The organism is Mycetocola sp. BIGb0189, assembly GCF_024810155.1.
GTDB lineage: Bacteria > Actinomycetota > Actinomycetes > Actinomycetales > Microbacteriaceae > Mycetocola > Mycetocola lacteus.
This window is the reverse complement of record NZ_JANUED010000011.1, coordinates 44352-68747: the sequence shown is the minus strand read 5'-3', so window position 1 is coordinate 68747 and position 24396 is coordinate 44352. Positions and strand designations below refer to the sequence as shown.

Here is a 24396-nt window from a genome sequence, read left to right as displayed (position 1 = left end):
GCCCCGTACCTCGTGCTGGTCGAGCGCGATCAGGTTCGCGATGCGGGCCTGTTCCACCGCGGCCGCCTGCTGCTCAGCCAGGTACAGAGTCGCGTGGACCTGTGCCGCGGCGGCGTCCCCGCTTCCGGCATTCAGGAACCCCAGGGCAAACTCCTTGTGGTCGATCTTCTCGGTCATGCTGATGCCTCCTTCTCGACCATGTGGTCATCGGCGATTTCGTAGCGGCTTTTGATGCGGCGGTACAGATGGGTGTACTCGGGAAGGACGCCCATCCTGACCAGTTCCCGGTCGGATCGGTCGCGGAAACGGTGGCGGTCGGCCTCCCAATCGGTTTCACCGAAATAGTCGACTCCGGCGCAGAAGATCGGGTTTTGCGTGCCCTGACTGGCCCGAATCGCCTCCTGTCGCTCACCGCATTGCAAGCACTCAATGGCGGCGCTCACGCGTTGTCTCCTTCCAGGGTGATGACCGGACGCCCGGCCGGGGTATGCTCAGTAATCAGCTCGGCGAGTCTGGCCGCCGTGCTGGCGTCGCGGCTGTCGTGGTGGATGGTGTCGTACGGTCGCGCCGGATCACCCGTCGCCCGGCCGAACCACACGTCCGTGACCCAGCCGCCTGCACGGTGTTTCGTCGGCGGCTCCCACCGCGCCGTGACCTTCACCCGGTCCACCTGAACCCGAGACGCCACCACAGCACCCGGCACACGACCGCGAATGATCAACGGGGTAGCCGGGGTGAACCAGACCGGCGTCAGCGTCACCGACGCCACATCAAGCGCGGTCATGCTACGGCCGGCTTGACGTTCAGCAGGATCGAATGGCAGTAGTAGCCGCTGCTCGCATTGCCCTCGATGTTGACCTTGGCGATCAGCTTGTGAGCACTGAGAATGTGCAGCGACCACGCTTCGTCGTAATCTTCGGCGGCCTTGGCACCGACCCGGGTGACAGCGGTGATCGCATTGTCGTTGAGGTCGATGGATTCGAGTGTTGCATCGAACCATGCGCAGCAGTCAGCGGCGTTTTCGAACTCGAGCACGGTGCCGTCGTTCAGCGTCATGGTTTTGCCCGCGATGGCGGTGATGCTCTTCCCGATCAGCTGCCCGCTCAGGTCAGACTCGGTCATGTCGTAGATGGTCTTGCTCATGGTTTCCTCTTTCGGTTTCTTGTTTCATGACGGCCCACCGCGCCAACCAGGCAGCAGGGACACCGTCGCTAATAGGCCCAGATGTCGTATCGGGCGATGAATAGCGCCAGGACTTCACCCGGCGTCGGGGGCGTGTTGCGTCCGCATCTTGTGCAGTGCGCCGTGCTGGGGCCGTATGGGTTGTTACTGCAGTGCCCACACCTGGGGGTTTCGTCGGGGGTCATCAGAACGGGGTGTCATCCCCGAAGGTGCCGGGCTGGTTCCATGCGTCGGCACCGTTGAACGACGGTGCGGCAGCACCCCACGCGTCCGCCTGCGCCCCGTCCCCGCCCTGGGGGACCCCATTACCCGCAGGAGCCCCGTTCGGCCGCCCTTGGCCGCCCTGAGCGCTCACCCGGGATACCTGAGCGGTCGCCCACCGCAGCGACGGACCAATATCGTCCACCTGCAGCTCTACGGCGGTGCGTTTCTCGCCCTCCTTCGTCTCATAGCTGCGCTGCGTCAGCCGGCCAACCGCGATGACGCGTGCACCCTTGGTGAGCGACGCGGCAGCCTGCTCGGCCTGCTCACGCCACATCGAGCAGCGCATAAACAGCGGCTCCCCGTCCTTCATCTGGTTCGTCTGCCGGTCGCGCACCCGGGGCGTGGATGCGATGGTGAAGTTGGCCACCGCAAGACCCGACGAGGTGTAAGCCAACTCCAAGTCGCTGGTCAAGTTGCCGATGATGTGCAAAATAGTTTCGCCAGCCATTACAGGCTCCTGTCTGCCCCGGTCGGGGCGTTTTGGGTATGAAAAAGACCGCCCGAGGATTTCGGGACGGTCTGGGATTTGCGTGCGGTGTACGCGGCTATCTGCGCTTCTATCCGCCTTGCATCCGAAGGCGAGGGCCATAGAGCCACCGCTTCGGCCGGGGTTAGTCTCCGGTTTGGGTCGAGGGCTGCCGGTAGCGGCCGCTCGGCTGCGACCTTGACGGGGTCGCGGGTGGCGAGGAACCGGGCGAAGTCTCGATCCGAGCTCAGCAGGCGGTCCATCACAGCCCCGCCAGCAGATCAGGGATCGTGTCGGTCAGGGTGACCTGTACGGCGTCGATGGTGGCGAGCATTTCGCCGATCGCGCCATCCTGGGTTTTCGCGGTGCCGCGTTCTTCCCCGATGGACCAAGCCCACCCGGTGCGGGTTTGCCGGATCCGGCCCGCGGGCATCCACCGGGAGCGCTCATGCAAAGCATGGGCGCCGTTTTTCAGTGGCACGACTTGCTGGATGAAAACCGTGCCACCGGTCTTGACTTCCACGAGCACTCTCATGCGGCCTCCTCTCGTTCTTCGGTGCACCGGTCGCACGGCAGCGGGTAGCCGTAATGCTGCTCGCATGTGGCCGGGCCGCGGTTGGGTTTACTCGGTGGTGGCGGGGCGGCTGGTTCCCCGGCTGCCTTCCACGCCTTGCGTGCGTCACCGCAAGCCCGACACGGATCGTCGGTACCGAATGGATGATTTGAGCAAAACGGGGTGGGGGTGCCCCCCTCCTTTCCTTTAGGAAAGGGGTCGGGTCGGGTCGGGTCGGGTCGGGTCGGGTCGGGGTGTCCGGACACCCGCTGGTGTCCCTCCGTCTGTCCCGGTGGGACATCCGGTGGGACACTTTCGCCCTTTTTTCGCCTCCGGTACTCCGCTTTCCTCAACCGTTCAGACTCCCGAGCCGCGTCAAGATCCGCACGAGTTGGCTGATATTCAGCCCATTTACCGAACCGATTACCACCCTCCACGACCTCCCAAAGACCAGCATCAACAAGAGCCTTCACGAGACGAGGAGTGCCTCCCCACTCTTTAACCATGAAGTCAGGCACGAAACCGTCCAGCTCCTCATGAGCGCTCCATGAACCCGCGATGGTCCAGAGGCCAAGCGCTGATAGTCGAACGGTGCGCGGGATGCTAAGCAACTTACGAGACGCGTGCAGCCCGTCGTCAACCTTGAACCAGGCCAACCTCCTCCTCCTTCTCTGTCTCTACATGCCCGGGAAGCGTGCAGCGCGAGCAATCCACACGCACGATCGCCTGCGATACCGGATCCCAGTAGCCGTCACAGCGGCAATACGCGTCCATCACCCCTGCCCCCCTCGGAGCGCGTCCGCTCTGCGGCCCTGGCGGTCGATCGCACTCATGACCGGGAAATGCTCCCCAGGCCGGAACACCACCACGACCGAGGGGAATGGAGCATTGTGCGCGCTAGCCTTCCCCTCAGCTACCCGATCGTCGTGCCTCTGGGATGAGAAATGCAGACGCTTCTCGATGAATCGAACCTCGGCCGCGCGCATCACAAACTGGTGCCAGTACGTGGTGTCCGTGCGCGCTGGGATCAGAGCGACCACCGTCGCACCGTCCCGCGCTGACCGGTATGCCTTCTCGATCCAGTGCCGCATTTGGCGGCCGTACGGCGGGTTCATGAACACGGCACCATCCCACCGCTGGGAAAGGCCGTCATCGTCCACGGTGAAGTACCGCTCGCACTTCGCATTGTCAGCGTTCGCGCACGGGTCCAGGGTGAATTGGAACTCGCGATCGAGCGTTTCGAACAGGTCGGCCGGCGTCGGCCATTCATCAGTCGATGAGGTGAACAATCCGCTATTCACAGTGCCCATCTTCAACTCCTTCGATTCGTTGTTTCGCCTCGGCCGGGGTGATCTCCACCCAGCCGCCGGCATCGTCGTAAAGCACCCAGATCGGGTGCCCGTCCTGCAGGCGCAGGCCCGGCCATTCCGCCGGGTCCGCGAATCGGGGAACCGCGAACCCGGTGTTGCGGGCAGCTTCCGGGTTGCCGGTTTTCCACCCGTGACATCCGGTGGTCCCAGAACCGCACAGGCCCTGCAGGTTGCTGGGTCGGGTGTTGCCGCGCTGCCGGTTCTGCCGGTGATCCCGCGTCACCCCGTGCCCGCCACAGCGCACACAGGCCGGGTCACGTTCGGTCGCGATCCGGTACGCCTCGCGCTCCTGCGCCGGCGTCAACGCGGGCGCTCTCTGTCCAATCATTCGGCCCTCCTTGGGCATAAGAAAAGCCGCACCCCCAGATATAGGGTGACGGCTGAAATGGTGAGCTATGCGCCCGATATGGTTTGGGGTATGACTGCTATTTACGGGACGCCCCCAGTGACAGATGTCTGGTTCAATTCAGATGAGGGGACAGTAACGATCGTTCTGTCCACGACTGGGCCATTGTCGAACTCAACAGATTCTGTCTTTTTCATCGAATTCATCGACAAGCACGGGGAAAAGCCGAAAAGAACTCTGAGAGCAAGGTTTGACTCGACCCGATCGACTTGGGTTGATCTTCTCGATGAGAATGATGCCGTCATACGTGATTTCAAGGACGTCCGTGGGGAAATCACTTTCAACGCAAGCCACGTCACTTTCACCTTTTCTCGTGAGGGAATTGATCTGCCAGTCTCTCGCCGCGTACGCATCTCGGCGTGGTCGACATCAAACGGCAACCCCACCGACACCCCAGCAACCGTGGATGCAGACACTACCGAGTACTTCTAAGACGCTTGTGTGACCTCGACGGCTTGCTCGGGGAAGAACTCGCCGATGCTGATTCCGTCCTGTGTGACCGTCGAATAGATGCGGGCAAGCGTCGCCAAGTCCTTCGGCTGCCATGCCGTCTGAGCGGCCCCCAGGCGCGTCTCAAGCTGCCGTAGCGTCACGCCCAGCTCGTCAAACATCGTGGTGGCATCCGTGCGGCGCTGCTCGATGGGCTTACCGTCGCCGCGCTTGAGCGTGTCCTTCAGCTGGGCCTCCGCGGTGGCGGTCAGCCACCCCGGCAGAACCGTGAAGATGCACTCGCGCACGGCCCGCGCGGCGGTGTTCTGGTTGTTCAGGTAGATGTCGTTGAGATCGGTGAGGGCCTTGCGCCCACCGTTGCGCAGCGACTTGGCATGGGGCTGGATGAACGACCGCGTGGATCGCACGTTCTTCTCCTGATCCCACGCCCACGCCTGCATCTCAGACTCACCTACGACGTCGTCGCGGGAAAGCTCCCGCACTCCGTAGTCGATGTTTCCCCACAGGCGGGCAAGCTCGCGGGCGATGTGCACGGACATGCCCGCGCCTCGGTTGGGCACCTCATAGAAGGCGCGGTTGGCGATCGCGAGGCGACCGGTGATCTTGGGAAGATCTACCTCCACCTGCTGCTCGTCGCGCTGGAACTCCTGCGCGACCCGGACCGCCGCGGCGACCTCGGCAACCGCTCGGGACTGCTCAATCGCGGTGGCCTGCGATGACGCGGTGTTGGGTAGAACGATCTCGGTCATTTCTCGTACTTCTCCTGGTACTCGTACACGGCCCACACGGGCGGCTGGATGAGGTGGACTTCTTCGGGGTAGCCGGGCCACACCCCGGTTTCGAGGCAACGTGCGTAGATCTCGCGAGCCTTTCTGGCTTTCGCCTCGCCGATCTCGCGGAAATCCTGGTCGAGCTGGTGCACGCACACGAGATACGGGGCTTCCTTCTCGACCACGACAAACACGAACTCGCCTCGGTCACCGGTGACGAACCCGCGGGTGTCCCGGTAGTGGGCTTCCTGCACGTCGTATCCGTACGATGCGGCGGTCTTCATGAACCCCGACGGTGACGCGTCAGTCGCGGTGGTTTTCAGGTCCACCGCGATGTCGGCGTAGTAGTCGAACCGGCATCGGACGTCCGCGCCGGTGGCCGGGTCGGTACCGAACAGTGACATTTCCGGGGTGCCTTCCTTCTCGAACAGCACCCGGGCCAGCGGATGCGCGAGAACGGACTCGGCGATCGCCTCGAGCGGCGCGATCTCGTGCGCGAGCATCGGCACCAGGCCAACCTCGCGAGCCTCGTCGCGTTCGATCTGCGCGGCCTTCGTGCGATAGTTGTCGAACTCGAGAACCTTGATTCCCGCGCCGGTGCCGAGCACCTTCGTGTGAATGATCGTGCCCGCATCAAACGCCGCGGTGTCCTTCCGCGGATGAGTGAGCCCGTAATGGTACTTCGCCGGCGAGCTCAACAGCTGCCGGGCACCGGTGGACGACAGCGCCGAGTGCGCGTGGTACTCGGCTTCCGGCATTTCAGGGATGAGAGTCATGCGATGCCTCTTTCAAAATCTCCGCCGCCTTCGAGGAGACGTGCGAACGTCTCGGCGGTCATGGTCACGTACTGTTCTGCGGGATCCGCGGTGCCACGTTTCTTGTGCATGACGACACCGATAATGGCGTCGTCGTTGCCGCGCTCAGCCTCGGCTTCCCGCAGCCACGCAGGCAACGCCAACGTGGCGGTGTTCTTGCACTCGATGACGACACGGCCACCGCGGATGGTGCGGACCCCGGCGATGTCACCGCGGTCCTTCGCGCCGGACTTCACCCGGCGGTCGATACGGTCGTCGTCCAGGCGGGCGGCCAGCCAATCGGCCTGCGCCCGCTCAAACGAGGTCCCGGCTTTCTTCGCACTGGCACGGTTCCGGGTCATGATTCCTCCCCGAGGATCGCGCGAGCCAGAATCGTCGGGGCGTAATGGGCACCCGCGGGGGCCCACCCCCGGAGATCTTCAATGCCCTCTGTTAGGATTTCGAGCTGCGCATCGATGGTGCGGTGCAAGGTGATGATCATGTCAACGTTACGTTCATCCCGATCTTTCCGTTCGAACCGTCCTCCGTCGCTAATCTCGGATGCTCCGATCAGCCCTCCGGGCGTTCTGTCCCCGGGGCCGATTCCAGAATCGCCGTCGAGGATACCCCCGTAGTTAGGAAGGCGTTCTTCGGCCCACACCCACCACCAGCCAGATTCGTCTTCGGACGCATCAAACTTGATCCACGGGCCCTGCGTTGCCTGGTCCCGCAGCTCAGTCAGTCGCGCGTGTGCTCGTTCGAGCAGATCAAGAGTGGTCATGCCAGCACCCCCTCGGTGAGAACGAATTCACCCTCGCCGTGCTCGTCCACGACCTCGACCAGCACGAGATAGTCGCGGGCGATCGCCAGCGCCTCAATCTCGGTCAGCGACTCCGAGTCCAGCAGGCTGCCGTCCTTGATCATCACGATGCGCAGATCCGGGTGGGCCTGCGTCACCAGATCCAGCGCGACACGGATCCGCTTCGCCGAGTTGATCTGCTTGAACGGCACCCCCTCCACGGTGATGCCGGTTTCGTCCACGGACAGGCCCGCGGGGAAGTCAGCCGCGGCGAGTCCGTCAGCCTTGACCTTGTCGATACGGTCAAGCTCGGCCTGCGCTGCAGCGACCTGCTTTTCACGGTCGGCAATGGCGGCCAGTGCGGCGGCCTTCGCCGCGGCGGCGCGCACGCCCTCATTGTGCTCATCGATACCGTCGAGGCGGGCCCGGATGCCAGCGTGATCCGGCTCGACCCAGCCCTCCACCTCGACCGTGAGGCTCTGCTTGGTCGCCTCAATCTCGGTGTACTCAGCCTTGAGCACCGCGAGCTGCTCGGCGATCTGCTGCTGCCTGGCCTCGGCACGGGCGATCTGATCCACGGCCTCAGTGTGCTCGCGCACGGCCCGCTCGGCCTCGGCCAGCTGCGCGACCAGATCCGACGCGGACACCGCCTCACCCTCGATCCCATCCGGAAGCGACTTCACCAACGCCTGCTCACGGGCAAGCTCCCGCTTCAAATCCGCACGACGCTCAAACGCGGTCGCACGCTCGGCGTCCAGCTGCACCAGATCAAACGGCAGTTCCACCCGCTCAAGCAGTGCACGCCGCTGCTCCGAGTCCGTGCGGCGGGTGAATTCCAGCGGGTCAAACGGCACCGCCCCCACGAGCTCCTTGACCGCCTGCGACGGGCTGCCATACTTCGCACCGTCCAGCGCGGCGACCGTGAGCGTGCCCGCGTCGTTCTTCGTCCACCGCCGGGTGATGACCCGGGAATCCGTGGTCAGGGTGACCTCGGCGACCTCCTGCCCATCATGGATGGGGCGGGCGATCAGCTTGGTGCCCTTGGGGTCCAGGATCTCTCCGAACGCGTCGAGGAAGCTCGACTTGCCCGCGCCGTTCTTCCCGCCGATGACCACCAGGTGCCGCCCGGCCACGCTGATTTCCGCGTGCCGGACGCCCTTGAAGTTCTCTACCTTGAGGTTCTGAATGCTACTCATTATTTGCGTGTCCTTCTTCGATAAAAATGGCGACGATGCCGCCGAAAACTAGGAACGCGCACAACAGGGTGACCCCTGCCGGCGCGCCATGAATGAACGTCTCGACAACACCCGAGACGATGAATGCCGCCAACGCGGCGACGAAAAACTGATGCCGGTTCATCCGTGCCACACCACCCACAACAGGCCACCCACCATCACGGCCAGGCTCACACCCCCCGTGATCGCGGCACCCATGGTCCACCACACCGACATTTCGTGCGGCACCAAATCCTCCGCCGGATGCGGGACGGCACCGGACGGCTTCGGCGCAGGGCGCTCCTCGGTCATGCCGCGTCCCCCAGGATCATGGCGGCCAGCAGGGAAGCCTCACCCGGGCCGGTCGCACGGCGCGCGATCAGGCCACGCACCGCCACCACCTCACCCGGACCGGGCGGGATTGCGTACCCGACCCGCGGGGCCGGGCTGGTCCCGCCCCGACGCCGCTGCCGCGCGATCTGTTCCTCGAGCGTCAACGGCTTCGGCGGCGGCGTGGGCCGAGGCGGACGAGCCACCCGCGGGGCGCGCGGGGCCGGTACCGGACGCTTACGCGGCTTCGCCAACCGGGCAGCCGTCGCCGCCGCAGCCTCATCAGCAAGCGCCACCTTGAACGCATCCACATCACCACGGCGATACCGCGGCACCCGGGAATCATCCACCCGCGGCGGCAACGCCCGGCCCGCCCGCGTCCGCGAATACACGGTCGCGCGCGCCCAACCCATGACATCGGCCATTTCCTCAGTCGTCAACAGATCCTCGGCGCTCATGCCGCGTCCTCCTTCTTGAAATTACGTGCGATCGCCTCGGCACCCTGCGGGGTGACCTTGAGCGTGTGCATCACCTCACCCTTGAACCGGGGCGCGTCATGTCTCAGCACCGGCCGGAAGTAGGCCCGCTTCTGCGAGTACGCCGAATAGCGCACCATCTTCACGAGGTCCTGCTGCTTCTCCGACCAGCGCGTCGAAGTCTCCTCGTAGATCCAGCCGCGCGCGATCAACGCCTCACGCAGCTCACCCTCCGGAACCCCGATGGTCTTGGCCACGGTCCGCAGCAACAGCAGATCCTCGTCTGCGACGAACTGATCCACATACGAAACCTTCGGAGAATCGATCTGGATCTTCGCCTCGAGCGCCGCGGTCTGCTCCACGGTCGCCGCGAGCTCCCGCAGCGCATCCGCATACGTCGCCGGGAGCGCGGCCGTGGCACCGTAGCTGCCGGTCTTGCGGATCGTCGGCAGCACCTCCGCGGTGATCCACCGTCGGAAAGCGACCGCCTCGGCCTTGTCTGACCGGATCACGACCTCGTACATGCCCGGCTCGGACACGATCGTGACGAGTCGCTGCTGCCCGCCCGAGCTGATGTGAGCCTGACTCACACCAGCTTGATCGAGACGATCAGCTACTCGCGCCGGGGTCGTGAGCCCGAGGACCGCGCACAGGTCGGCGAGCACAAACCACGGCTCACCGTCATGCTCTACTACTCGCACCTGGAAGGTGCCATAATCGAATGGAAGAATCTGCATGCGATTCCTTTCTGCTTGGACGCCCCGTTGCACCGGGGCGTTCTTCATTTGGTGGGCTAATCGTCGGAAGAGACGTTTGCGGTGACGTGGAACTTGTATCGCCAGTCCGCGGTGGCCGCGGCGGAGAACGAACTCACCAGCTTCTCGGCGATACCCGAGGAACCGGATTCGATCGCCTTCTTGATCTCGCGCTTGAGTGCCGGGGTGTTCTTCTCCACAAACTCGGTCACCGCTTCCTTGGTGAGGCGCTGAACCATGTCCCTGACCTGCACCTCGATGAACGTGTACTTGTTTTCGGAGTCATATCGGCTCCGGTTTCCGCTGGCGTCTACCTTGTCGTTCATCGCATTGCGCACGATCGCGTCAAGAATCTGCGACTTTTCCTCGTCATTCCCCAGCGCGGAGAGCATCGCGGTTTCGACGTTGGCCTTGATGACGGCTTCGATCATGGACGGGTCAATGTTCATCGACAGCATTGATGCGGTTGCCATGTGTTTCTCCTCTGTTATGTGTGCGCGTTTGCGCCGTGCCGCCTCGGGGCGGCGTGAATAGTTGGGGCGCGGCCCCACATCTCTACGGGGCCGCTCTCGGCATCGCCTCACGGGTCATACCGGCGTCGGAAGCCACCGGGGATCTACCCGGCCTTCCGTGGCGTCAGCTCCTCTCCCGTCCACCACGACGGGGTACCTGCTGGTCACTGTTGAGTTGTCGGTGATGCACCCGATAGTGGGTTGGTCCCGGGGTGCGCCGAATGCCGGCTTTTGGGCGCGACAAATACCCCCTCAATAGGGGTGGCTTTGAATTGGACCGGTTCAGCCGGTCAGGCTAGGCCGCACACAGAGGCGGCCAGGAGCGGGCGGGCTATGCCGCGCCGCGCTCAGTGGGGAGGGAATCCAGCCAGCGCTGGCCCTCCACCGTGGTGATGATCGCCTTGGTGTTCGGGTAGGAGACGATCAGATTGCCCGCGGCGATATGCTCGCGGATCGTGGTCTCCCCCAGACCGCACACTCTGGCGAACTCCTTGACGGGGTAGGCCATGCGGTCGAAGACAATCGGGGTTTCGTCGGCGGTCATGCTACGACTCCTCTCAGGAAGGTTTCAGCGGGGGTACGCAAAAAGCCGCCGACACGAGTAAGCTCCGTGACGCTGAACGGAACCACGCCAGTGAGGCGGTCGTTCAGGTCGGGAGCGCTCATGTCGGCGGCTTCCGCGAGGTCTTCAACAGATGCGCAGGCTGCGGCAACGTTCGCGCCGACCTGCTCTGCAACATTTCTTCTGTTCATATTTGAACAGTAGCAGTTCAAATATGAACAGCGCAAGCCCGCACGGTCCATATTTGAACCTTTTTTGCTAAAAACCGCGCTAAGATCGTCAACTATGGACAACTCCAAGGACTCAGTAATAAACCAGGCCACCGCCGCCGAGCTCCGAGGAGAGCGCGCAGCGGCCAACCTCACCCTGGAAGAACTCGTAGAAGCCACCGGGCTCAGCCTGTCCACGCTGCGCCGCATCTTCCGAGGCGACACCGACATCGACGTAACCCACCTCGTGACTCTCGCCGGCGCATTCGGCACCACTGCTGAGATCCTTTTTGCCCGCGCATCGTCGCGCGCCGCCGCCGTAATGTCACAGGCAGCCGATAGCAATGTCGTATCTTTCCCGGCCCGGCCAGACACGGCAGCCGAGATTGACAACTACGCAGGCCGCAAGGCCGCCTATCGAGACAACGAAGCAGACCACGACGAACACTACGACTAAGCCAAGGAGGGCAAGTGACCCGGTACAACCCACACAAGCACGCTGCCGAACTCGGGCTGGACATAATCCACCGCCCGATTCGCACAGCCAATGCCTTCTGGATGCCGGATCACAACCTCATCGTCGTGCGCTCCGGCCTCCGCGCCGTCATCGAAAGATCAGCACTGGCCCACGAGATCGGGCATGCTGAACTAGGGCATTTTGACGACAGCCCCAAACACGAAAAAGCGGCCGACCGCTATGCGGCCGACCGTCTTATTTCACCTGCAGAACTGCGAGCAGCTAGCCGGTGGGCTCCAAACCACGCGGTGCTTGCAAGCGAGCTCGGTGTGACGCAACGACTTCTGGACGCATACCTAGACCTGCAGGCGAGTCGCTGAACAAAGCCGACACGCTCTCCATCGCGCCGCGCAGCCGGGCGTCGTTGCCGCGGGATTTGTACGCTCGGGTCTGCACACGGTTCGCATGCCCAACAATCTCAACGATCAAGTCCTCGGGAACCTGCGCGAGGTACAGAAGATCAATCGCGGTGTGGCGCAAGTCATGCAGGCGCACGTCTTTCGCTATCTGGGATTTCGCCAGCACCTCACGCCACGCCTTGGAATCCTGGTCTGGGTCTATGGGCCGACCTCGACGCGTGAAAACCAGCCCCCAGGGGTTTGGTTCGGCGAAGTCCATGTGGGCGTGCAGGATCGAGTGCAGCGGCTCCACCAGGGGGATCACTCGCCACCCGGCCAGCGACTTGGGCCGAGTCAGGTAGAGGCCGTCGATAAGGTGGCGGTACTCAAAGTCGCGTGGAACCACAGGCTTACCCGTATCGGTGAGCTTGAGCCGCTGCAGCTGCCACGACAAATCAAGGCTATCGGTAACCCGATCACGCTCGAGCCCGATCAACTCACCGCGCCGAGCGGCAGTGAGCAGCGCGGCGATCCATCGGGCACCCATCTCCGAGTCGTTCTTCACGAAGTTGAAAATCTGTTTGGCCTCATCGCGGTCGAGGACTTCCAGCTCTACGACAGCCTTGCGCGGTGCACGCATCATCTTGGCTGGGTTGCGACTGATGTGCCCCTCGGTCAGTGCTTCCTCTAGCGCTACCGATAGCACTCGGTGTGCGTTGAGCGCGTAGGTGGATGAGAGCTTCTCGCCGTCCGGCTTATCCGCTTTCTTTGGGGTGCTGAGAATGCGGTCATGCATGCCGCGAATGTCCTCTGGCGTGATCTTGTCTAAGCGCTTGTGCCCAATCGCGGGGATCACATGGTTCTTGATTACCGACCGGTACCCGGCGAGCGTTTTCGGGCGTACGTGCTCGACGGCGATTACCGACATCCAGTGCTCGAGCCAGGCGGCGAGCTTCATGGTTGCCGTGGGGATGTTCCCACCGGAGTCTTCGACGCGGCGGCGGAGTGCGCGCAGCTTGGCCATAGCCTCGTCTCGGGTGGCGGCTCGAACTTTCCGACGCCGGCGCTTGCCGTCTGTGTTCGGAAGTTCGAGCGCGCCTTCCCAGTGTCCGTCTGCGGTCCTATATACCGTCCCGGCCCCATTGCGTCGTGCCACGTCTTCTCCTTGCCATAGTGACAGCCCATGCCTTTCCGTAAATGCTTGCGCTCTGCGCGGCGTCCGTGATTAGGGGTGCGCAGTTCGGTCTTCTTACGGCGAACGGGGTATTGTTCATGATGTCCTCTCCTGGTTGCTCAGGTGTTGGGCTTGGGCCTCAGTGTTACAGCACTGGGGCCCTTCTTATTTGGCTCCTTTGCGGAGCCGAACCACGGCCTCTGGCGAGCCCGTGCGGTTCATATTTGAACAATATCAGTCACTACGGGGCCGTGCAAGCTCGTATATGAGCAATCCGTTCGACTGAAAATCGAAAGGTCACCGGATCGATGCCGGTCGGAGCCACCAAAACCCCCACATCTCGCCGATCGTGGGGGTTTTTTGTTGCCCCGCATCTCTCCGATCGTGGGGCTTTTGTTGCCCCACAACCCACAACGCCTCCTGTTAACACGCCCATGATCCAGCCACCCGCCATCACCCGCCTCCGCGGCGTTCCCCGCACCGAGGCGTGGGTGGTGTGCCCACGCTGCGGCAACGCGGCACTGATTCGGGACTCGATAGCGCGCTGCATCCACTGCACCTGGTCCGCCTCCGGTGCACGCGCCGGCCACTGGTGTCAGTGCTGCACCCAGTGGGAGGGTGACGTATCGGCCCCCGTGGGTGATCACTATCTCGCCCAGGTCATCCTGGAGTGCCCTCGGTGCGGACGCTCGGTCACGGGCGAGCAGCGCACCATCCGCACCGGGCGGGCATTACCGGCCGAGCACTGCGCCTGCGGCGGCACCTACACGATCACCGAGCAGCGACCACTCATCCACCAGATAGACGGTGTCGATCCGCTCTACGGACTGCCCTACTTCCTCAGCGATCCCTGCGCGGGACACCAACTCTGGATCGCCAACCGTGAGCATGCCGACTATCTCCGAGCGGTCCTCACCGGCGCCCATAAACCCACCGATAACGAGCTGGGAAACAGGCTTCCCGGCTGGATGCTGCGCCGCCATAATCGCCCCGCCGTCCTTCGCTCACTGGACCGACTCCTCACCCGCGATCCCGGAACGCCCCCTCCGAACTAGGGGCACAACACGGCAGCAGCCCTCGTGTTGTGACGCGAGCCTCACCCATACACTGTGGGCATGACAGACGAGCCGACCACTCCCCGACTCTCCCGCGACGAAATCGAAGCGAAGTACGGAAGCGCTCCCAAAGCATCCAGGACAAACCCCTATTTGGTGGTGCTCCTGATGGCCTGGCTGCTCGCCGGAATCGTCGGTGTCACCCTGGCGGTGCAGGGCAGCGGCGGCGGCCTCGAGCGCGTGGGAAGCCTCACCGCGGCAGCCGGCTGGCTCGCCTTCGCCGCCCTCAGTTTCGTCGGCTGGCTCGTCACCAGCGCCCTGCGCTGGAAGGGCTAGCCCCCATCGCCGCCTTCGGCGTCAACGACACAGAACCCCGGTCAGAGACCGGCCATGTCCCCCGCACAGCGCACCATGACGCGAGTGGGGTCGGCGAAGTGAGTGAAGCCAAACTGTTCGTAAAGCCCCTGGGCGGTGACCGTGGTGAGAATCACCCGGCGCAGCCCCAGTGGTTCAAGGTCACGGATGACTCCGGCCATGAGCATCTTGCCCAGCCCGGCACCGCGCAGGGTGGAATCCACAAAGACGTCGCAGACCCAGCCAAACGTCGCCCCGTCGGTCAACACCCGCGCATATGCAACCTGGCGATCGGTCTCCTCCTCGTAGATCCCATAGTTTCGAGACGCGTCCATCGCGGTTTCCTGCGCCTCACGCGATCGGTCCTGCGCCCAATATGATTCATCCCGCAGCCACGCGTACACGCGGTCACGATCGATGCGGGCGGGGTCCGAGGAGAAGACAAAGTTGCTCATGCGGCCAGTCTAAGTATCGCCCGTTTAGCAAAGGGTAAAGAGGTTTCCTGCCGATCGCTTCTCGCGGATGCCCCCGATATGAAACGGACCGGCCGCCCCGCGCTATGCTCTTCTAGTGCCTCCGCGTTCCCCCCTTCCCCAGCGTCTGGGCCTTGATGCCGCATGGCTGCGCACCAATGACGGGGACCGCTCGGTGCCTCCGGCCTGGGCCACCATGCGCGAGTGGCTGCACTATCGGCTGCCCGAGAACGTCGAGGTGGACACGTTCCTCGATACCGGACGCTTTGTCTATGCCAACGGCGAGGCCGTGCGCGGGGAAGACGGCTACCGGTCCAACACGTTTATCTGGTTCCACCGCGACCTTCCGGTCGAGACCCCGGTGCCGGGCAGGATCCGGGTGATCCACCGAGACGAGCGGATCGTGGTGATCGACAAGCCGCCGTTCCTCTCCTCGATCCCGCGCGGCCGCCACGTCCGCGAGAGCGTCGTGGTGCGGATGCGTGAGGAGCTGGGGCTTCCCGAGCTCTCCCCCATGCACCGCCTCGATCGCGTCACCTCGGGGGTTTTGATGCTCGCCACCGAGCAGCGCTGGCGCGCGCCCTACCAAACCATGTTCATGCGCGGTGAGGTGCAGAAGGTGTACCGGGCACTCGCCGGGATCCGTGAGGATCTGGTGCTGCCCACCGTGGTGCGCAACCACCTCATCAAAGAGCGCGGCATCATGAACGCCGAGATTGTGCCCGGGGCCGAACCCAACTCCGAGTCGCTGGTCGAGCTGAAAGCCGAGATCGCCCCCGGACCCGACGGTGCCCGTCGCGGCATCTACAAGCTGAGTCCCCGCACCGGCAAGACACACCAGTTGCGCATGCACCTGTGGAGCCTGGGAATCCCGATCGCCGGCGACCCCCTCTATCCGGTCGCCCAGGATGTTGCCGTGGATGATTTCAGCACCCCGCTCCAGCTCCTCGCCCACACGCTGAGCTTCAGCGATCCGATCGACGGAACCGAACGTCGCTTCGAAAGCACCCGGCCATTCCCCCTCACGGCCGAGACCGACGCGCGCTAATCCAGGATGCGCTGGAACAGGACGTGGTCCTGCCACTCGCCGGCGATACGGAGGTAGCCCGGTGCCAGCCCGATTCGGGTAAAGCCGTTGCGCTCAAGGACCCGCTGCGAGGCGACATTGTGCACCAGCGTGCCCGCCTCAACGCGGTGCAGACCCAGATTCTCGCGCGCCAGTGTGAGCATGTGCGCAACCAGCGCGGTCGCGACACCGCGGCCGGTGAGGCGCTCGTCCACCCAGTATCCGAGCGCCGCATTCTGAAACACTCCACGGGTGATCCCGGTCAGCGCCGAACGACCCACAATCTCACTCCCCCGGGTCAGGACCACCGGATAGGTGGTTCCCGCCTCGCGGGTGGCAAGCTGACGGCGAATGTCCGCGCGGTGCAGGGCGGCGGCGTAGAAGTCTTCGCTGCGAGCCGGATCCCAGGGTTCCAGGTACGCACGATTGCGGACATAGGCGGCGGCGAGCGCCTCCTCATCCCCCGCGCGCAGATCGCGCAGCAGGATTCCGGCGGGCAACGGGAGGGGAGCGATCACCGCTTCACCGTACACGATTCCCCAAGCAACCCGGGCGTAGGATGTGCATCGGTGCCCTCGCACCCGCCAATCGTTAGCAATCCTAAATATCTCGCGCGAATCGACTATGCCTCACGAAATCACCCCGCTGCGCCGCCTCCTGGCGATGATCGCGCTCCTGCTCTGCCAGCTCACCGCAACCATCGACGCCTCGATCGTCAACGTCGCCCTCCCCGCCCTCTCGCGCTCACTGCATGCGGGCCCCTCGGAGACCGTGTGGGTGACCACCGCGTTCCTCCTGGCCGTGGCCTGCATGGTGCCGATGACCAGTGCCCTCGGCGACCAGATCGGCCAGCGCACGCTGTTCCTCGCCGGTGCGCCGCTGTTCACCCTCGCCTCGCTGGCATGCGCGCTCTCCCCCACGCTGGGATGGCTGATTGCCTTCCGGGTGGTTCAGGGCATCGGATCGGCGATGATTATCGCCGCGGTCATCCCGATGTTCCGCTACCTCTACCCTCCGCAGCGCATCGGCAGCGTGATGGGCATCAATGCGATGGTGGTCGCGATCGGCACCGCCGCCGGCCCCACCCTCGGCGGCCTGATCCTCGCCGGTCTCGACTGGCCCTGGCTGTTCCTGATCAACGTGCCCATCGGCATCATCTCGATTGTGCTCGGCGCGCTCTTCCTGCCGAAGACTCGGGCGCAGCGCGGGAACTTTGATTCCCGCGGATCCGTGCTGATCGCGCTGGCCATCGCCGCGTTCCTGCTGGGTGTGAATCAGCTGGTGGACCTCAGCACGATCTGGGTGCCGGGAATCCTGCTGGCCATCGGTGCCGCCTTCGCCCTGTGGTTTATTCGGCATGAGCGGGTTGCCACCCGCCCAATCATCCCGCCGCGGATCTGGAACGGGGTCTTCTCAATCGCGGTGCTCACCGCCTGGACCTCCTTCTTTGCCCAGGGCATCGCCTTTGTGGCGCTCCCCTTCCTCTTCCAGAGCGAGTTCGGTGCGACACCGCTGCAGTCGGCCCTGCTGTTCACGCCGTGGCCCGCGGTCATCATCCTGGTCGCCCCGATCTCCGGGCGCCTGGCCGACCGGATCCGGCCCGCCGTGCTTGCCCTGGTGGGCCTCGGGATCTACACCGTCGGCCTGCTGATGCTCGCGATTGCCGGACCCCACCCCTCGATCCTGCCGATCCTCATCGCCACCGCAATCTGCGGGCTCGGCTTTGGTACCTTCCAGAGTCCCAATAATCGCGACATGCTCTCATCCGCACCGCTTGAGCTCTCCTCCTCGGCCTCGGCGGTGCTCAACACCAACCGAACCATTGGGCAGTCGGCCGGTTCCGGCGCGGTCAGCATGGCCTTCGCCCTGTTTGGGGCCGAGGCCGCCTCGCTGGCGAAGCAGGCGGATGCCGCCGCGGGAGTGCTGTGGATCGCCGTGTTTGCCGCCCTCGCCTCGGTCATTCTCAGCGCCCTCAAGGTTCGTCGCCGCACACCGAGCGACTTAATTAGGTAGTTAGGTATATTTAAGCAACACTGGACAGATGGAATCACAGGGCCGAAATACCGGTGCGCGCCGCGGGGCCGCACGCGAACGTCTCCTCGACGCCGCCGCCCACCACTTTTATGTGGACGGAATCGCCGCCACCGGAATCGACGCGATCACCGCCTCCGCCGGGGTCGCAAAGATGAGCCTGTACAACAACTTCGCGTCCAAATCCGCCCTCGTCGAAGCCTATATCGCGCGACGGCACCAAGAGTGGCTTAACCTTTACAACATTCGACTTCTCGGAACCCACACCCCGCAGGAGCGTATTCTCGCGGTCTTTGACGCCTATGTTGACCATGCTGAAGACGCCTACGAACACGCATTCCGCGGCTGCGGCCTCCTCAATGCGGCGGCCGAGCTTCCAGCCGGTGATGCGGGCCGGGAGGCCGTGCGCCTGCATAAGGAGGAGGTCGAACGCATCCTTCATCGTGAACTCGTCCAACTCACCACGGCCGAACAGGCGGAGACGTTGGCGACCCACCTGTCATTCCTCCTGGAGGGATCGATGGCCCGGGCGGGCCTGGATGGCACCTCCACCCGGCTGCACACCGCGCGCACCCTCGCCGCACAGCTCCTGACCCGCACGTGACTCGGCACACCGCAGGGATCCTTGCGGTACTCGCGGCCGCGCTGCTCTGGGGCACCACCGGCACCGCGGCCAGCCTGGTTCCCGAGGTGGGCGCGCTGGCGATCGGATCCGCGGCGATGGGGATCGGCGGTCTCCTGCAGGCACTCATCGCACTGCCCAGCCTGCGCCGCTCGCGCCGCGCCCTGACCGCCCAGCGCGGCATGCTTATCCTCGGTGCCGTCTCGGTCGCCATCTATCCGCTGGCGTTCTACGGGTCGATGCGCCTGGGCGGTGTGGCCCTGGGAACGGTCATCTCGCTGGCCTCGGCCCCGCTGCTCGCGGCGGTGATGGAGGCGGCCCTGGATCACACCCGACTGCGTGCGCGCTGGTATGTGGCCGCGGCCCTGGGGATCATCGGCAGCATCCTGCTGTGTCTGCCGCAGGGTCCCGCTGCCCCGCCCGCGGGGCCCAACATTCCCCTCGGGGTGATCCTCGGCCTGATTGCCGGGGCCACCTACGCGGCCTACTCGTATGCCGTGCGCCGAATGATGCGGGATGGTATCGGGCGCTCGGCCTCGATGGGCGCGGTGTTTGGCGGCGGGGCACTGCTGTTGATTCCGGTGCTGCTGGCCACCGGCGCCCCGATCCTCACGGGCCCAGCCCCGCTCGCGGTCACCGCCTATATGGCCCTGATCCCGATGTTTCTGGGGTATGTGCTCTTCGGGTTTGGCCTGGCCCGAATCCCCGCGAGCACGGCCACGATGCTGACGCTCTCCGAACCGGCGATTGCCACGGTCCTCGCGGTCCTGATCGTCGGGGAACACATCGGCCCGGCGGGATGGCTCGGTCTGGCGATCATCGGCCTCAGCCTGCTGGCCGAGTTCGTTCCACGTCGATAGGCTACCGGCATGAGCACCACCGATCCGCTGCACGCCGCCCACACGCGTCTCGAAGGGTATCGTGGCAGCACTCGCGCCGCACTCCTCACCGTCCTGTGGGGAATCCTCGTGCTGGCGGCCGGTGCCACGCTCGCCTATGCCTTCAGCGGGTTGTTCAACATGGTCCGGGCATCCGCGCTGAACAGCATCTTCTCGGATACCCCGGACGGGCCCCTCGGCGAGAACTATTTTTGGTTCTTCCCGATCGGATTCATCGGGTCCTTTCTCGCCTTTGCCCTGCACCGGATGTGGGGCACTCGGTTTACCGGCACCCCGTTCACCCCGGTGCTGGGCACGCTGACCATCGCGCTGATCGGCTGGAGCCTCGCCGCCTGGTATGCGGCCTCGCGTTTTGTGCAGCCCGACCAGATCGGCATGGCAGTGGATCCGACCTTCGGCCGGGACGAAACCTGGGGAGTGTGGGCGTGGATCATGTTTGCCGGACGCTGGTGGTGGCCCGGAATCATCACCGCGCTGTGTGCAACCAGCCTGATCATCGGGGTGGTCTCCCGAGCCCACCGCCGACGCCGGGACGATATTCTCGGTGACCTACTCACCGGTGGACGCCGCACCTCGGGTGTGATCACTTCGGCCCCGACCCCCTCCCCCGACGCGGCCCGGGTCCTCGGGCGTCTCACCATTCAGTTCACCGACGCGGCGGGAACTCAGCGCTGGATTCAACCCACCGTGCGCCTGGAACGCGCGCTGATCCCGACGATCGGCTCGCCGGTGACCGTGCTCCTTGATCCGCTGAAGCCCGGGGACACCAGGCGTATTTTCTGGTCGTTTGGACCGGGAACCACACGCGAGGAATTTACCCAGCACACGGTCTAAGCCCTTCCTCATCACCGCGAGGCCTCCCGGGCTTCGCGCTAGGCTCAGGGGAACACTCCGGCAAAAAGAGGACCCGCATGAGCACCCCGAACGACCAGCCCACCGTCGAACCACCGCGTCCCACCTGGTGGGGCACCCTGCTGTGGGTCCTGCTGCCGGTCCTGGTGATCGTCTATGTCATCCTGCTCGCGCCCCTCGCCCTGCCCGCCGCCCTCGTCCTGGGGGCCCTGGGAATGTTCATCGGCCTGCGTCGTATTGCCAAGCAGGGCCCAACCGCCGGGCCGATCATCCTGGTTGTGGTGAATGCCCTGGTGGTGTCGATGAGTGTGCTCGCACTGATCAACCCGGCCTAGGCGACGACGCACTACCCGACGTCGTGGGTTTTCCCCGCCACTGCCGGGTATGCGCGCCCGGGCGCGTCACCCGGGCGAGGGACTTTCCCCAGGGTTCTCCACAGCTTCTCCCCGTTAACCACGGCGTTTTCCACCTCGGGTTGTGAGTTTCCCCCACATTACTCACAGAGTTATCCACAACCTGTGTGTAATTACATGTGTGTAACTCCTGGGCCGCCGGGCGCGGCGATCCGATGTCACCACACGGTGCGGTTACCGGCCGCCACCCCAAGCGGTTACGCGGTGAAAAGCCTCACCCTCGAGCCGACCTCACTCCCGAGGGTGATCCGCATCCCTCTCAGGGATTGATCTCCCTTTTCACAGCGATTACCGAACAGCGGGCGTACTAGTCTGGAGGCTGCATCACAATCATGCTCCCGGGATCCACCCGGAGTACCGGAAAGGCACCACGTGAAACAGTCGAGACTCGGGATCTTCTTTGGCATCATCTCGATCCTCACCGGAATGGTGCTGCCCGTCTTCACGCTGGCGATGTTCTACTCCGACGGCCTGGAGGGCACCTTCTGGGTTCCGGTGCTCTTCATCCTGCCGCCGGTGAACTTCATCCTGCTCGGCTGCCTGGTGATCAGCCTGGTCATGAGCATCCTGGCCATCGCTCGGCACCGAGTCGCGCGAGTCCTCGGCCTGATCGGGCTCTACCTCTGCGTCCTGCAGGTCTTCTGGTACGGGTCCCTGATCATCACCCAGCAGCTCGTGCGCTAACTCCGCCCACGCGACATCCCCCGGCTTGCGCACCAGAGGATCGCAATCGAAGTCGCCACCAGCTCACACCAGGCACCCAGTGCGGTTGCCACGTGAGCGAGCGCCAGCAGGCCACCCACGCCGGCGATAACCGCGACGCCGATAGCGGCACCCCAGGCGATCAGCCGACTGCGGCGATCCGCCCCGGCGACGGCCTGCGCGAGCATCGCGATCGCGACCAGGGCAAAACCGGCAATCGCCGCGGTGATGTGGATGGTATCGCGCATCGTGTGCAGCGGGTCGCCGGGAACCGGGCAGCGTGCCGTGCACGGATACACGGTGGAAACCAGGAAACCGATGCCCGCCAGGATCAGGCAGACTCCGCCCAGCAGCGCGGCACGTACGGCCCCGCGGCCCCCGCCCACCGGCACGCCAGGCAGACCCCCGCGCGCCTCATCCACCAGTGCGGCACGCACGGCCCCGTGCGCCTCACCCACCATCGGGGTGCGCAGCAGTTCCGCGACCCCCAGCAGCATGCCCGCGGCCGCGACCGTGCCCAGCGCCAGCGCAAACCACCCGGCGTCGGGGGCACCGTCCGCCCCCAGCTCGCTCACATAGGCGGGGGCCGCATAGCGAATCCGAATCACCCAGATTGCCAGCAGCGCCAGGACCGCAAGCAGCGCACCGACCCGGCCCAGGGTGACACCCAGCCGCGCGGACACCGCCCGAACCGGCACGGCACTCAGGCCGCGCGTCATCGCACCGCTCACGAACGCGGACCGGTCTGGGCGTGGACAAACGCCACGATCCGCGCAAGGGCTTCCTCGCCGTCGGCGTTACTCAGATCAAACTGATACTCGTGCTGAAGCGCGGGCTCATGATCCTTCGGATAGAACAGTGTCTCCACCTCGACCCCCAGACCCGTCAACCGGTCGGCCATCGCCTCGGACTGCGGGGCCAGGGAATCCGCGTTGCCCGCGGTGAAAAAGCTCGGCGGGAAGTTCTTATCCGCGTAGTTGAGGACCGAGGCCGTGCGGGTGCGCGGATCCGAGGCGTAGTCGCGGGTACCCGTGTAGGACCACAGAACGGTTTTCAGGAAGTCGCCGAACGGGCCCTCGACGTTGGCCAGCGAGAGATCATAGGCACCGCAGGCCAGCACCGTGCCGCGCAGTGCGGAGGCGGGGATCGACGCGTCGATCGCGACCTCTCGTGCGTACTCGGGATTGGTGATGATGGTCGCGACCTGAGCGGCGATCTGCGAACCGGCCGAGTCCCCCGCCAACACGATATTGGTGGGATCAATGCCAAGCTCCCGCGCATCATGCAGCAGGAATCCCAGCGCCGACATCGTCTGTACCACCGGGGTCGGATAGGTGGCCCCGGGCGCGATCGAGTAGTTGACCCCCACCACGGTGAAACCCTCAGCAGCGAGGATCTTGAGGTAGTTGGCAATCTGGCTCTTGTCGCCGGAGATCCAGCCGCCCCCGTGCACCCAGACGATGGTGGGCAGCGGCGTAGAGCCGGCGTTTTTGGGCCGGTAAACATCGAGCAGGGTGTCGCGCTCATCCCCGTAGTTCACATCCGAGGTCACCTGCACGGGCAGCGCATCCGCCCGCCCGTTCAGGGCCGCATTCATCTCCTCGCCGCCCCGGTCAAACATCGAACGCACCACGAGTGCCGAGGGCCAGGGACTCACCCTAAAGGCCGTCCAGGTGAGCGTGGCCAACCCCACAATAATCGCCAGGATGATGGCAATCACGCGGAGAAACGGATGGCGGCGTCCCCAGGACAGTTCGGTCATTCCCCCAGCATATTAGGCGGAATGTTAAATTCCGCCGAAGGGTCGGATTAGAGACGCTTGGTATCAAACGTGTTGCAGGCGGTGGCCCCGCCGCGGTAGCCCTCAAGGAACCAGCGCTGCCGCTGATCGCTCGACCCGTGCGTCCACGCCTCGGGGTGAACCGATCCGCCACCCAGCTCCTGAATCCGGTCGTCTCCCACCGCGGCGGCCGCATCGAGGGCGTCGCGAATCTGCGCGTCGGTCGGGGGTTCGATCAGGCGATTGCCGCCGCGGTCGCGGACGTTGGCGGCCGAGCCCACCCAGGATCCGGCGTAGCAGTCGGCCTGCAGCTCGATCCGCACGGTGCCCGAGGTCGGGCCGGTCTGGGTCCGATCCACGGTGTCGAAGGTTCCCTCAAGGTTCTGGATGTGGTGACCCCACTCGTGCGCCACGATGTACAGCTCGGCCAGCGGGCCGCCGTGCGCCCCGAACTGTGAACTCAGCTGATCGAAGAACGCGGTATCGATGTAGATGGTCTCGTCCCCGGGGCAGTAGAAGGGCCCGGTCGCGCTGGTGGCCGCGCCGCATCCGGTCGAGGTTGATCCGGAGAACAGCGTAAATTCGGGGGTGTGATAGCTCGCCCGGGCGCCCAGCGTGGTGAATGCCCCGGTCCAATACGGATCCAGCGAGGCCGCGGCCCCGGCCATCCGGCAGTCGACGCTGTTATTAGCATCCTGCCCGGTCTTGCACTCCTCGAGGCTCTGACCCACGATCGCGCCGGGCTGCTGCACCTCGGTGCCACCCAGGAATCCCGACAGGTCCACGCCGGTGAACTGCGCGATCAGAAAGATCGCGATCACCCCCAAACCACCACCGCCCAGGGCCAGGCCCGTGGTGCGGCCACGACCGGCGCGCTTGACGTTGGTGCCGCCGATATCCGAGTTGGGGTTGAATGTCACGCGAGAGCTCCTTGTCCTTGCACGCCACGATAGCGCACCCGGGCACCCCGGTTCATCCTCGCCGGACGCACACCACCCCGGGACGATT

At 64.7% G+C, this 24396-nt stretch carries 37 protein-coding genes; 12 read left to right on the top strand and 25 right to left on the bottom strand.

Annotated features, from left to right (window positions below; translation table 11 throughout):
* Window positions 1–173 precede the first annotated feature (173 nt).
* From M2390_RS15600 to M2390_RS15570, 7 genes are all read right to left on the bottom strand, one after another.
* On the bottom strand, window positions 174–443 hold the full coding sequence (locus M2390_RS15600) for a hypothetical protein (RefSeq protein ID WP_259180098.1): 270 nt from the start codon (window positions 441–443) through the stop codon (window positions 174–176).
* Window positions 440–784 (bottom strand): hypothetical protein, encoded by a 345-nt coding sequence (locus M2390_RS15595; RefSeq protein ID WP_259180096.1) that lies wholly within the window; start codon window positions 782–784, stop codon window positions 440–442. Before M2390_RS15595 ends, M2390_RS15600 begins: the two co-directional genes overlap by 4 nt.
* Complete coding sequence (locus M2390_RS15590; protein ID WP_259179294.1) at window positions 781–1143, bottom strand: hypothetical protein; 363 nt, start codon at window positions 1141–1143, stop codon at window positions 781–783. The genes M2390_RS15595 and M2390_RS15590 overlap by 4 nt, the downstream gene beginning before the upstream one ends.
* Before the next feature lie 223 nt (window positions 1144–1366).
* On the bottom strand, window positions 1367–1894 hold the full coding sequence (locus tag M2390_RS15585) for a single-stranded DNA-binding protein (protein ID WP_259180094.1): 528 nt from the start codon (window positions 1892–1894) through the stop codon (window positions 1367–1369).
* Window positions 1895–2174: 280 nt separating this feature from the next.
* A complete protein-coding gene (locus M2390_RS15580; protein ID WP_259180093.1) occupies window positions 2175–2447 on the bottom strand; it encodes a hypothetical protein in 273 nt (90 codons plus the stop codon).
* Between the two features lie 791 nt (window positions 2448–3238).
* Window positions 3239–3775, bottom strand: coding sequence for a phage N-6-adenine-methyltransferase (locus M2390_RS15575; RefSeq protein ID WP_259180092.1), 537 nt, complete (start codon window positions 3773–3775; stop codon window positions 3239–3241).
* Window positions 3759–4163, bottom strand: a complete 405-nt coding sequence (locus M2390_RS15570; RefSeq protein ID WP_259180090.1) for an HNH endonuclease — start codon at window positions 4161–4163, stop codon at window positions 3759–3761. Before M2390_RS15570 ends, M2390_RS15575 begins: the two co-directional genes overlap by 17 nt.
* 90 nt (window positions 4164–4253) lie before the next feature.
* Between M2390_RS15570 and M2390_RS15565 the strand changes: the two genes are divergently transcribed.
* Entirely contained in the window at window positions 4254–4673 is a 420-nt protein-coding gene (locus M2390_RS15565) for a hypothetical protein (RefSeq protein ID WP_259180088.1), read from the top strand.
* On the opposite strand, the gene M2390_RS15560 is transcribed toward M2390_RS15565, so the two are convergent.
* The 12 genes from M2390_RS15560 to M2390_RS15505 form a co-directional block, all read right to left on the bottom strand.
* Window positions 4670–5440: a hypothetical protein gene (locus M2390_RS15560; protein WP_259180086.1), complete on the bottom strand. Its 771-nt coding sequence runs from the start codon at window positions 5438–5440 to the stop codon at window positions 4670–4672. The two genes, M2390_RS15565 and M2390_RS15560, sit on opposite strands and share 4 nt — an antisense overlap.
* Complete coding sequence (locus M2390_RS15555; RefSeq protein WP_259180085.1) at window positions 5437–6237, bottom strand: PD-(D/E)XK nuclease-like domain-containing protein; 801 nt, start codon at window positions 6235–6237, stop codon at window positions 5437–5439. The genes M2390_RS15560 and M2390_RS15555 overlap by 4 nt, the downstream gene beginning before the upstream one ends.
* Complete coding sequence (locus M2390_RS15550) at window positions 6234–6617, bottom strand: hypothetical protein (protein WP_030149543.1); 384 nt, start codon at window positions 6615–6617, stop codon at window positions 6234–6236. The genes M2390_RS15555 and M2390_RS15550 overlap by 4 nt, the downstream gene beginning before the upstream one ends.
* The gene (locus tag M2390_RS15545) at window positions 6614–7036 is read right to left on the bottom strand and encodes a hypothetical protein (protein ID WP_259180083.1); all 423 of its coding nucleotides are present in this window, start codon (window positions 7034–7036) and stop codon (window positions 6614–6616) included. The genes M2390_RS15550 and M2390_RS15545 overlap by 4 nt, the downstream gene beginning before the upstream one ends.
* Window positions 7033–8250, bottom strand: coding sequence for an AAA family ATPase (locus tag M2390_RS15540; protein WP_259180081.1), 1218 nt, complete (start codon window positions 8248–8250; stop codon window positions 7033–7035). Before M2390_RS15540 ends, M2390_RS15545 begins: the two co-directional genes overlap by 4 nt.
* Window positions 8243–8413, bottom strand: coding sequence for a hypothetical protein (locus M2390_RS15535; RefSeq protein ID WP_259180079.1), 171 nt, complete (start codon window positions 8411–8413; stop codon window positions 8243–8245). The genes M2390_RS15540 and M2390_RS15535 overlap by 8 nt, the downstream gene beginning before the upstream one ends.
* A complete protein-coding gene (locus M2390_RS15530; RefSeq protein WP_259180077.1) occupies window positions 8410–8580 on the bottom strand; it encodes a hypothetical protein in 171 nt (56 codons plus the stop codon). The genes M2390_RS15535 and M2390_RS15530 overlap by 4 nt, the downstream gene beginning before the upstream one ends.
* Window positions 8577–9056 carry a hypothetical protein gene (locus M2390_RS15525; RefSeq protein WP_259180075.1) on the bottom strand — a complete coding sequence of 160 codons (480 nt, stop codon included), beginning with the start codon at window positions 9054–9056 and terminating at the stop codon, window positions 8577–8579. Before M2390_RS15525 ends, M2390_RS15530 begins: the two co-directional genes overlap by 4 nt.
* The gene (locus M2390_RS15520; protein ID WP_259180073.1) at window positions 9053–9811 is read right to left on the bottom strand and encodes a phage antirepressor; all 759 of its coding nucleotides are present in this window, start codon (window positions 9809–9811) and stop codon (window positions 9053–9055) included. The genes M2390_RS15525 and M2390_RS15520 overlap by 4 nt, the downstream gene beginning before the upstream one ends.
* A 56-nt stretch (window positions 9812–9867) precedes the next feature.
* Entirely contained in the window at window positions 9868–10302 is a 435-nt protein-coding gene (locus tag M2390_RS15515) for a hypothetical protein (RefSeq protein WP_259180072.1), read from the bottom strand.
* Between the two features lie 370 nt (window positions 10303–10672).
* Complete coding sequence (locus tag M2390_RS15510) at window positions 10673–10885, bottom strand: hypothetical protein (RefSeq protein WP_259180071.1); 213 nt, start codon at window positions 10883–10885, stop codon at window positions 10673–10675.
* Window positions 10882–11094 carry a hypothetical protein gene (locus tag M2390_RS15505; RefSeq protein ID WP_259180070.1) on the bottom strand — a complete coding sequence of 71 codons (213 nt, stop codon included), beginning with the start codon at window positions 11092–11094 and terminating at the stop codon, window positions 10882–10884. Before M2390_RS15505 ends, M2390_RS15510 begins: the two co-directional genes overlap by 4 nt.
* A gap of 94 nt (window positions 11095–11188) precedes the next feature.
* Between M2390_RS15505 and M2390_RS15500 the strand changes: the two genes are divergently transcribed.
* Together M2390_RS15500 and M2390_RS16215 are read left to right on the top strand one after the other, a co-directional pair.
* Window positions 11189–11569 carry a helix-turn-helix domain-containing protein gene (locus M2390_RS15500; protein WP_259180069.1) on the top strand — a complete coding sequence of 127 codons (381 nt, stop codon included), beginning with the start codon at window positions 11189–11191 and terminating at the stop codon, window positions 11567–11569.
* A 101-nt stretch (window positions 11570–11670) separates the two neighbouring features.
* Entirely contained in the window at window positions 11671–11949 is a 279-nt protein-coding gene (locus M2390_RS16215) for an ImmA/IrrE family metallo-endopeptidase (RefSeq protein WP_396823234.1), read from the top strand.
* Here the strand turns inward: M2390_RS16215 and M2390_RS15495 are convergent.
* The gene (locus M2390_RS15495; protein ID WP_259180067.1) at window positions 11852–12991 is read right to left on the bottom strand and encodes a site-specific integrase; all 1140 of its coding nucleotides are present in this window, start codon (window positions 12989–12991) and stop codon (window positions 11852–11854) included. The two genes, M2390_RS16215 and M2390_RS15495, sit on opposite strands and share 98 nt — an antisense overlap.
* A gap of 584 nt (window positions 12992–13575) precedes the next feature.
* On the opposite strand from M2390_RS15495, the gene M2390_RS15490 reads away from it, so the two are divergent.
* On the top strand, window positions 13576–14196 hold the full coding sequence (locus M2390_RS15490; RefSeq protein WP_259180066.1) for a hypothetical protein: 621 nt from the start codon (window positions 13576–13578) through the stop codon (window positions 14194–14196).
* Window positions 14197–14256: 60 nt separating this feature from the next.
* Window positions 14257–14532 carry a hypothetical protein gene (locus tag M2390_RS15485; RefSeq protein ID WP_259180064.1) on the top strand — a complete coding sequence of 92 codons (276 nt, stop codon included), beginning with the start codon at window positions 14257–14259 and terminating at the stop codon, window positions 14530–14532.
* Window positions 14533–14573: 41 nt separating this feature from the next.
* On the opposite strand, the gene M2390_RS15480 is transcribed toward M2390_RS15485, so the two are convergent.
* Window positions 14574–15005, bottom strand: coding sequence for a GNAT family N-acetyltransferase (locus M2390_RS15480; protein ID WP_259180062.1), 432 nt, complete (start codon window positions 15003–15005; stop codon window positions 14574–14576).
* 115 nt (window positions 15006–15120) lie between these two features.
* Between M2390_RS15480 and M2390_RS15475 the strand changes: the two genes are divergently transcribed.
* The gene (locus M2390_RS15475) at window positions 15121–16071 is read left to right on the top strand and encodes a pseudouridine synthase (RefSeq protein WP_259180061.1); all 951 of its coding nucleotides are present in this window, start codon (window positions 15121–15123) and stop codon (window positions 16069–16071) included.
* Here M2390_RS15475 and M2390_RS15470 read toward each other — a convergent pair.
* Window positions 16068–16607: a GNAT family N-acetyltransferase gene (locus tag M2390_RS15470; protein WP_259180060.1), complete on the bottom strand. Its 540-nt coding sequence runs from the start codon at window positions 16605–16607 to the stop codon at window positions 16068–16070. The genes M2390_RS15475 and M2390_RS15470 overlap by 4 nt on opposite strands.
* A gap of 106 nt (window positions 16608–16713) precedes the next feature.
* Here M2390_RS15470 and M2390_RS15465 point away from each other — a divergent pair, with 106 nt between their 5' ends.
* From M2390_RS15465 to M2390_RS15440, 6 genes are all read left to right on the top strand, one after another.
* Window positions 16714–18102, top strand: a complete 1389-nt coding sequence (locus tag M2390_RS15465; protein WP_259180059.1) for a DHA2 family efflux MFS transporter permease subunit — start codon at window positions 16714–16716, stop codon at window positions 18100–18102.
* Between the two features lie 28 nt (window positions 18103–18130).
* Window positions 18131–18724 (top strand): TetR/AcrR family transcriptional regulator, encoded by a 594-nt coding sequence (locus tag M2390_RS15460; protein ID WP_259180058.1) that lies wholly within the window; start codon window positions 18131–18133, stop codon window positions 18722–18724.
* Window positions 18721–19602: a DMT family transporter gene (locus M2390_RS15455; protein ID WP_259180057.1), complete on the top strand. Its 882-nt coding sequence runs from the start codon at window positions 18721–18723 to the stop codon at window positions 19600–19602. The genes M2390_RS15460 and M2390_RS15455 overlap by 4 nt, the downstream gene beginning before the upstream one ends.
* Window positions 19603–19611: 9 nt before the next feature.
* Window positions 19612–20475: a hypothetical protein gene (locus M2390_RS15450; protein ID WP_259180056.1), complete on the top strand. Its 864-nt coding sequence runs from the start codon at window positions 19612–19614 to the stop codon at window positions 20473–20475.
* A gap of 77 nt (window positions 20476–20552) precedes the next feature.
* Window positions 20553–20828 (top strand): hypothetical protein, encoded by a 276-nt coding sequence (locus M2390_RS15445; RefSeq protein WP_259180055.1) that lies wholly within the window; start codon window positions 20553–20555, stop codon window positions 20826–20828.
* A 450-nt stretch (window positions 20829–21278) separates the two neighbouring features.
* Window positions 21279–21590 (top strand): hypothetical protein, encoded by a 312-nt coding sequence (locus tag M2390_RS15440; RefSeq protein WP_121687571.1) that lies wholly within the window; start codon window positions 21279–21281, stop codon window positions 21588–21590.
* Here the strand turns inward: M2390_RS15440 and M2390_RS15435 are convergent.
* The 3 genes from M2390_RS15435 to M2390_RS15425 are packed head-to-tail and all read right to left on the bottom strand — an operon-like array spanning window position 21587 to window position 24395.
* A complete protein-coding gene (locus M2390_RS15435) occupies window positions 21587–22327 on the bottom strand; it encodes a DUF998 domain-containing protein (protein WP_259180054.1) in 741 nt (246 codons plus the stop codon). The genes M2390_RS15440 and M2390_RS15435 overlap by 4 nt on opposite strands.
* A gap of 8 nt (window positions 22328–22335) precedes the next feature.
* Window positions 22336–23370, bottom strand: coding sequence for an alpha/beta hydrolase (locus tag M2390_RS15430; RefSeq protein ID WP_259180053.1), 1035 nt, complete (start codon window positions 23368–23370; stop codon window positions 22336–22338).
* A 47-nt stretch (window positions 23371–23417) separates the two neighbouring features.
* Complete coding sequence (locus M2390_RS15425; protein ID WP_259180100.1) at window positions 23418–24395, bottom strand: neutral zinc metallopeptidase; 978 nt, start codon at window positions 24393–24395, stop codon at window positions 23418–23420.
* Window position 24396: the final 1 nt, after the last annotated feature.

What these genes read in the sequence shown, in the direction of transcription:
- M2390_RS15595 (WP_259180096.1), bottom strand. Translation starts at nt 784, where the DNA reads ATGACCGCGCTTGATGTGGCGTCGGTGACGCTGACGCCGGTCTGGTTC.
- M2390_RS15590 (WP_259179294.1), bottom strand. Translation starts at nt 1,143, where the DNA reads ATGAGCAAGACCATCTACGACATGACCGAGTCTGACCTGAGCGGGCAG.
- M2390_RS15585 (WP_259180094.1), bottom strand. Translation starts at nt 1,894, where the DNA reads ATGGCTGGCGAAACTATTTTGCACATCATCGGCAACTTGACCAGCGAC.
- M2390_RS15580 (WP_259180093.1), bottom strand. Translation starts at nt 2,447, where the DNA reads ATGAGAGTGCTCGTGGAAGTCAAGACCGGTGGCACGGTTTTCATCCAG.
- M2390_RS15575 (WP_259180092.1), bottom strand. Translation starts at nt 3,775, where the DNA reads ATGGGCACTGTGAATAGCGGATTGTTCACCTCATCGACTGATGAATGG.
- M2390_RS15570 (WP_259180090.1), bottom strand. Translation starts at nt 4,163, where the DNA reads ATGATTGGACAGAGAGCGCCCGCGTTGACGCCGGCGCAGGAGCGCGAG.
- M2390_RS15565 (WP_259180088.1), top strand. Translation starts at nt 4,254, where the DNA reads ATGACTGCTATTTACGGGACGCCCCCAGTGACAGATGTCTGGTTCAAT.
- M2390_RS15560 (WP_259180086.1), bottom strand. Translation starts at nt 5,440, where the DNA reads ATGACCGAGATCGTTCTACCCAACACCGCGTCATCGCAGGCCACCGCG.
- M2390_RS15555 (WP_259180085.1), bottom strand. Translation starts at nt 6,237, where the DNA reads ATGACTCTCATCCCTGAAATGCCGGAAGCCGAGTACCACGCGCACTCG.
- M2390_RS15550 (WP_030149543.1), bottom strand. Translation starts at nt 6,617, where the DNA reads ATGACCCGGAACCGTGCCAGTGCGAAGAAAGCCGGGACCTCGTTTGAG.
- M2390_RS15545 (WP_259180083.1), bottom strand. Translation starts at nt 7,036, where the DNA reads ATGACCACTCTTGATCTGCTCGAACGAGCACACGCGCGACTGACTGAG.
- M2390_RS15540 (WP_259180081.1), bottom strand. Translation starts at nt 8,250, where the DNA reads ATGAGTAGCATTCAGAACCTCAAGGTAGAGAACTTCAAGGGCGTCCGG.
- M2390_RS15535 (WP_259180079.1), bottom strand. Translation starts at nt 8,413, where the DNA reads ATGAACCGGCATCAGTTTTTCGTCGCCGCGTTGGCGGCATTCATCGTC.
- M2390_RS15530 (WP_259180077.1), bottom strand. Translation starts at nt 8,580, where the DNA reads ATGACCGAGGAGCGCCCTGCGCCGAAGCCGTCCGGTGCCGTCCCGCAT.
- M2390_RS15525 (WP_259180075.1), bottom strand. Translation starts at nt 9,056, where the DNA reads ATGAGCGCCGAGGATCTGTTGACGACTGAGGAAATGGCCGATGTCATG.
- M2390_RS15520 (WP_259180073.1), bottom strand. Translation starts at nt 9,811, where the DNA reads ATGCAGATTCTTCCATTCGATTATGGCACCTTCCAGGTGCGAGTAGTA.
- M2390_RS15515 (WP_259180072.1), bottom strand. Translation starts at nt 10,302, where the DNA reads ATGGCAACCGCATCAATGCTGTCGATGAACATTGACCCGTCCATGATC.
- M2390_RS15510 (WP_259180071.1), bottom strand. Translation starts at nt 10,885, where the DNA reads ATGACCGCCGACGAAACCCCGATTGTCTTCGACCGCATGGCCTACCCC.
- M2390_RS15505 (WP_259180070.1), bottom strand. Translation starts at nt 11,094, where the DNA reads ATGAACAGAAGAAATGTTGCAGAGCAGGTCGGCGCGAACGTTGCCGCA.
- M2390_RS15500 (WP_259180069.1), top strand. Translation starts at nt 11,189, where the DNA reads ATGGACAACTCCAAGGACTCAGTAATAAACCAGGCCACCGCCGCCGAG.
- M2390_RS16215 (WP_396823234.1), top strand. Translation starts at nt 11,671, where the DNA reads ATGCCGGATCACAACCTCATCGTCGTGCGCTCCGGCCTCCGCGCCGTC.
- M2390_RS15495 (WP_259180067.1), bottom strand. Translation starts at nt 12,991, where the DNA reads ATGGCCAAGCTGCGCGCACTCCGCCGCCGCGTCGAAGACTCCGGTGGG.
- M2390_RS15490 (WP_259180066.1), top strand. Translation starts at nt 13,576, where the DNA reads ATGATCCAGCCACCCGCCATCACCCGCCTCCGCGGCGTTCCCCGCACC.
- M2390_RS15485 (WP_259180064.1), top strand. Translation starts at nt 14,257, where the DNA reads ATGACAGACGAGCCGACCACTCCCCGACTCTCCCGCGACGAAATCGAA.
- M2390_RS15480 (WP_259180062.1), bottom strand. Translation starts at nt 15,005, where the DNA reads ATGAGCAACTTTGTCTTCTCCTCGGACCCCGCCCGCATCGATCGTGAC.
- M2390_RS15465 (WP_259180059.1), top strand. Translation starts at nt 16,714, where the DNA reads ATGCCTCACGAAATCACCCCGCTGCGCCGCCTCCTGGCGATGATCGCG.
- M2390_RS15460 (WP_259180058.1), top strand. Translation starts at nt 18,131, where the DNA reads ATGGAATCACAGGGCCGAAATACCGGTGCGCGCCGCGGGGCCGCACGC.
- M2390_RS15450 (WP_259180056.1), top strand. Translation starts at nt 19,612, where the DNA reads ATGAGCACCACCGATCCGCTGCACGCCGCCCACACGCGTCTCGAAGGG.
- M2390_RS15445 (WP_259180055.1), top strand. Translation starts at nt 20,553, where the DNA reads ATGAGCACCCCGAACGACCAGCCCACCGTCGAACCACCGCGTCCCACC.
- M2390_RS15435 (WP_259180054.1), bottom strand. Translation starts at nt 22,327, where the DNA reads ATGACGCGCGGCCTGAGTGCCGTGCCGGTTCGGGCGGTGTCCGCGCGG.
- M2390_RS15430 (WP_259180053.1), bottom strand. Translation starts at nt 23,370, where the DNA reads ATGACCGAACTGTCCTGGGGACGCCGCCATCCGTTTCTCCGCGTGATT.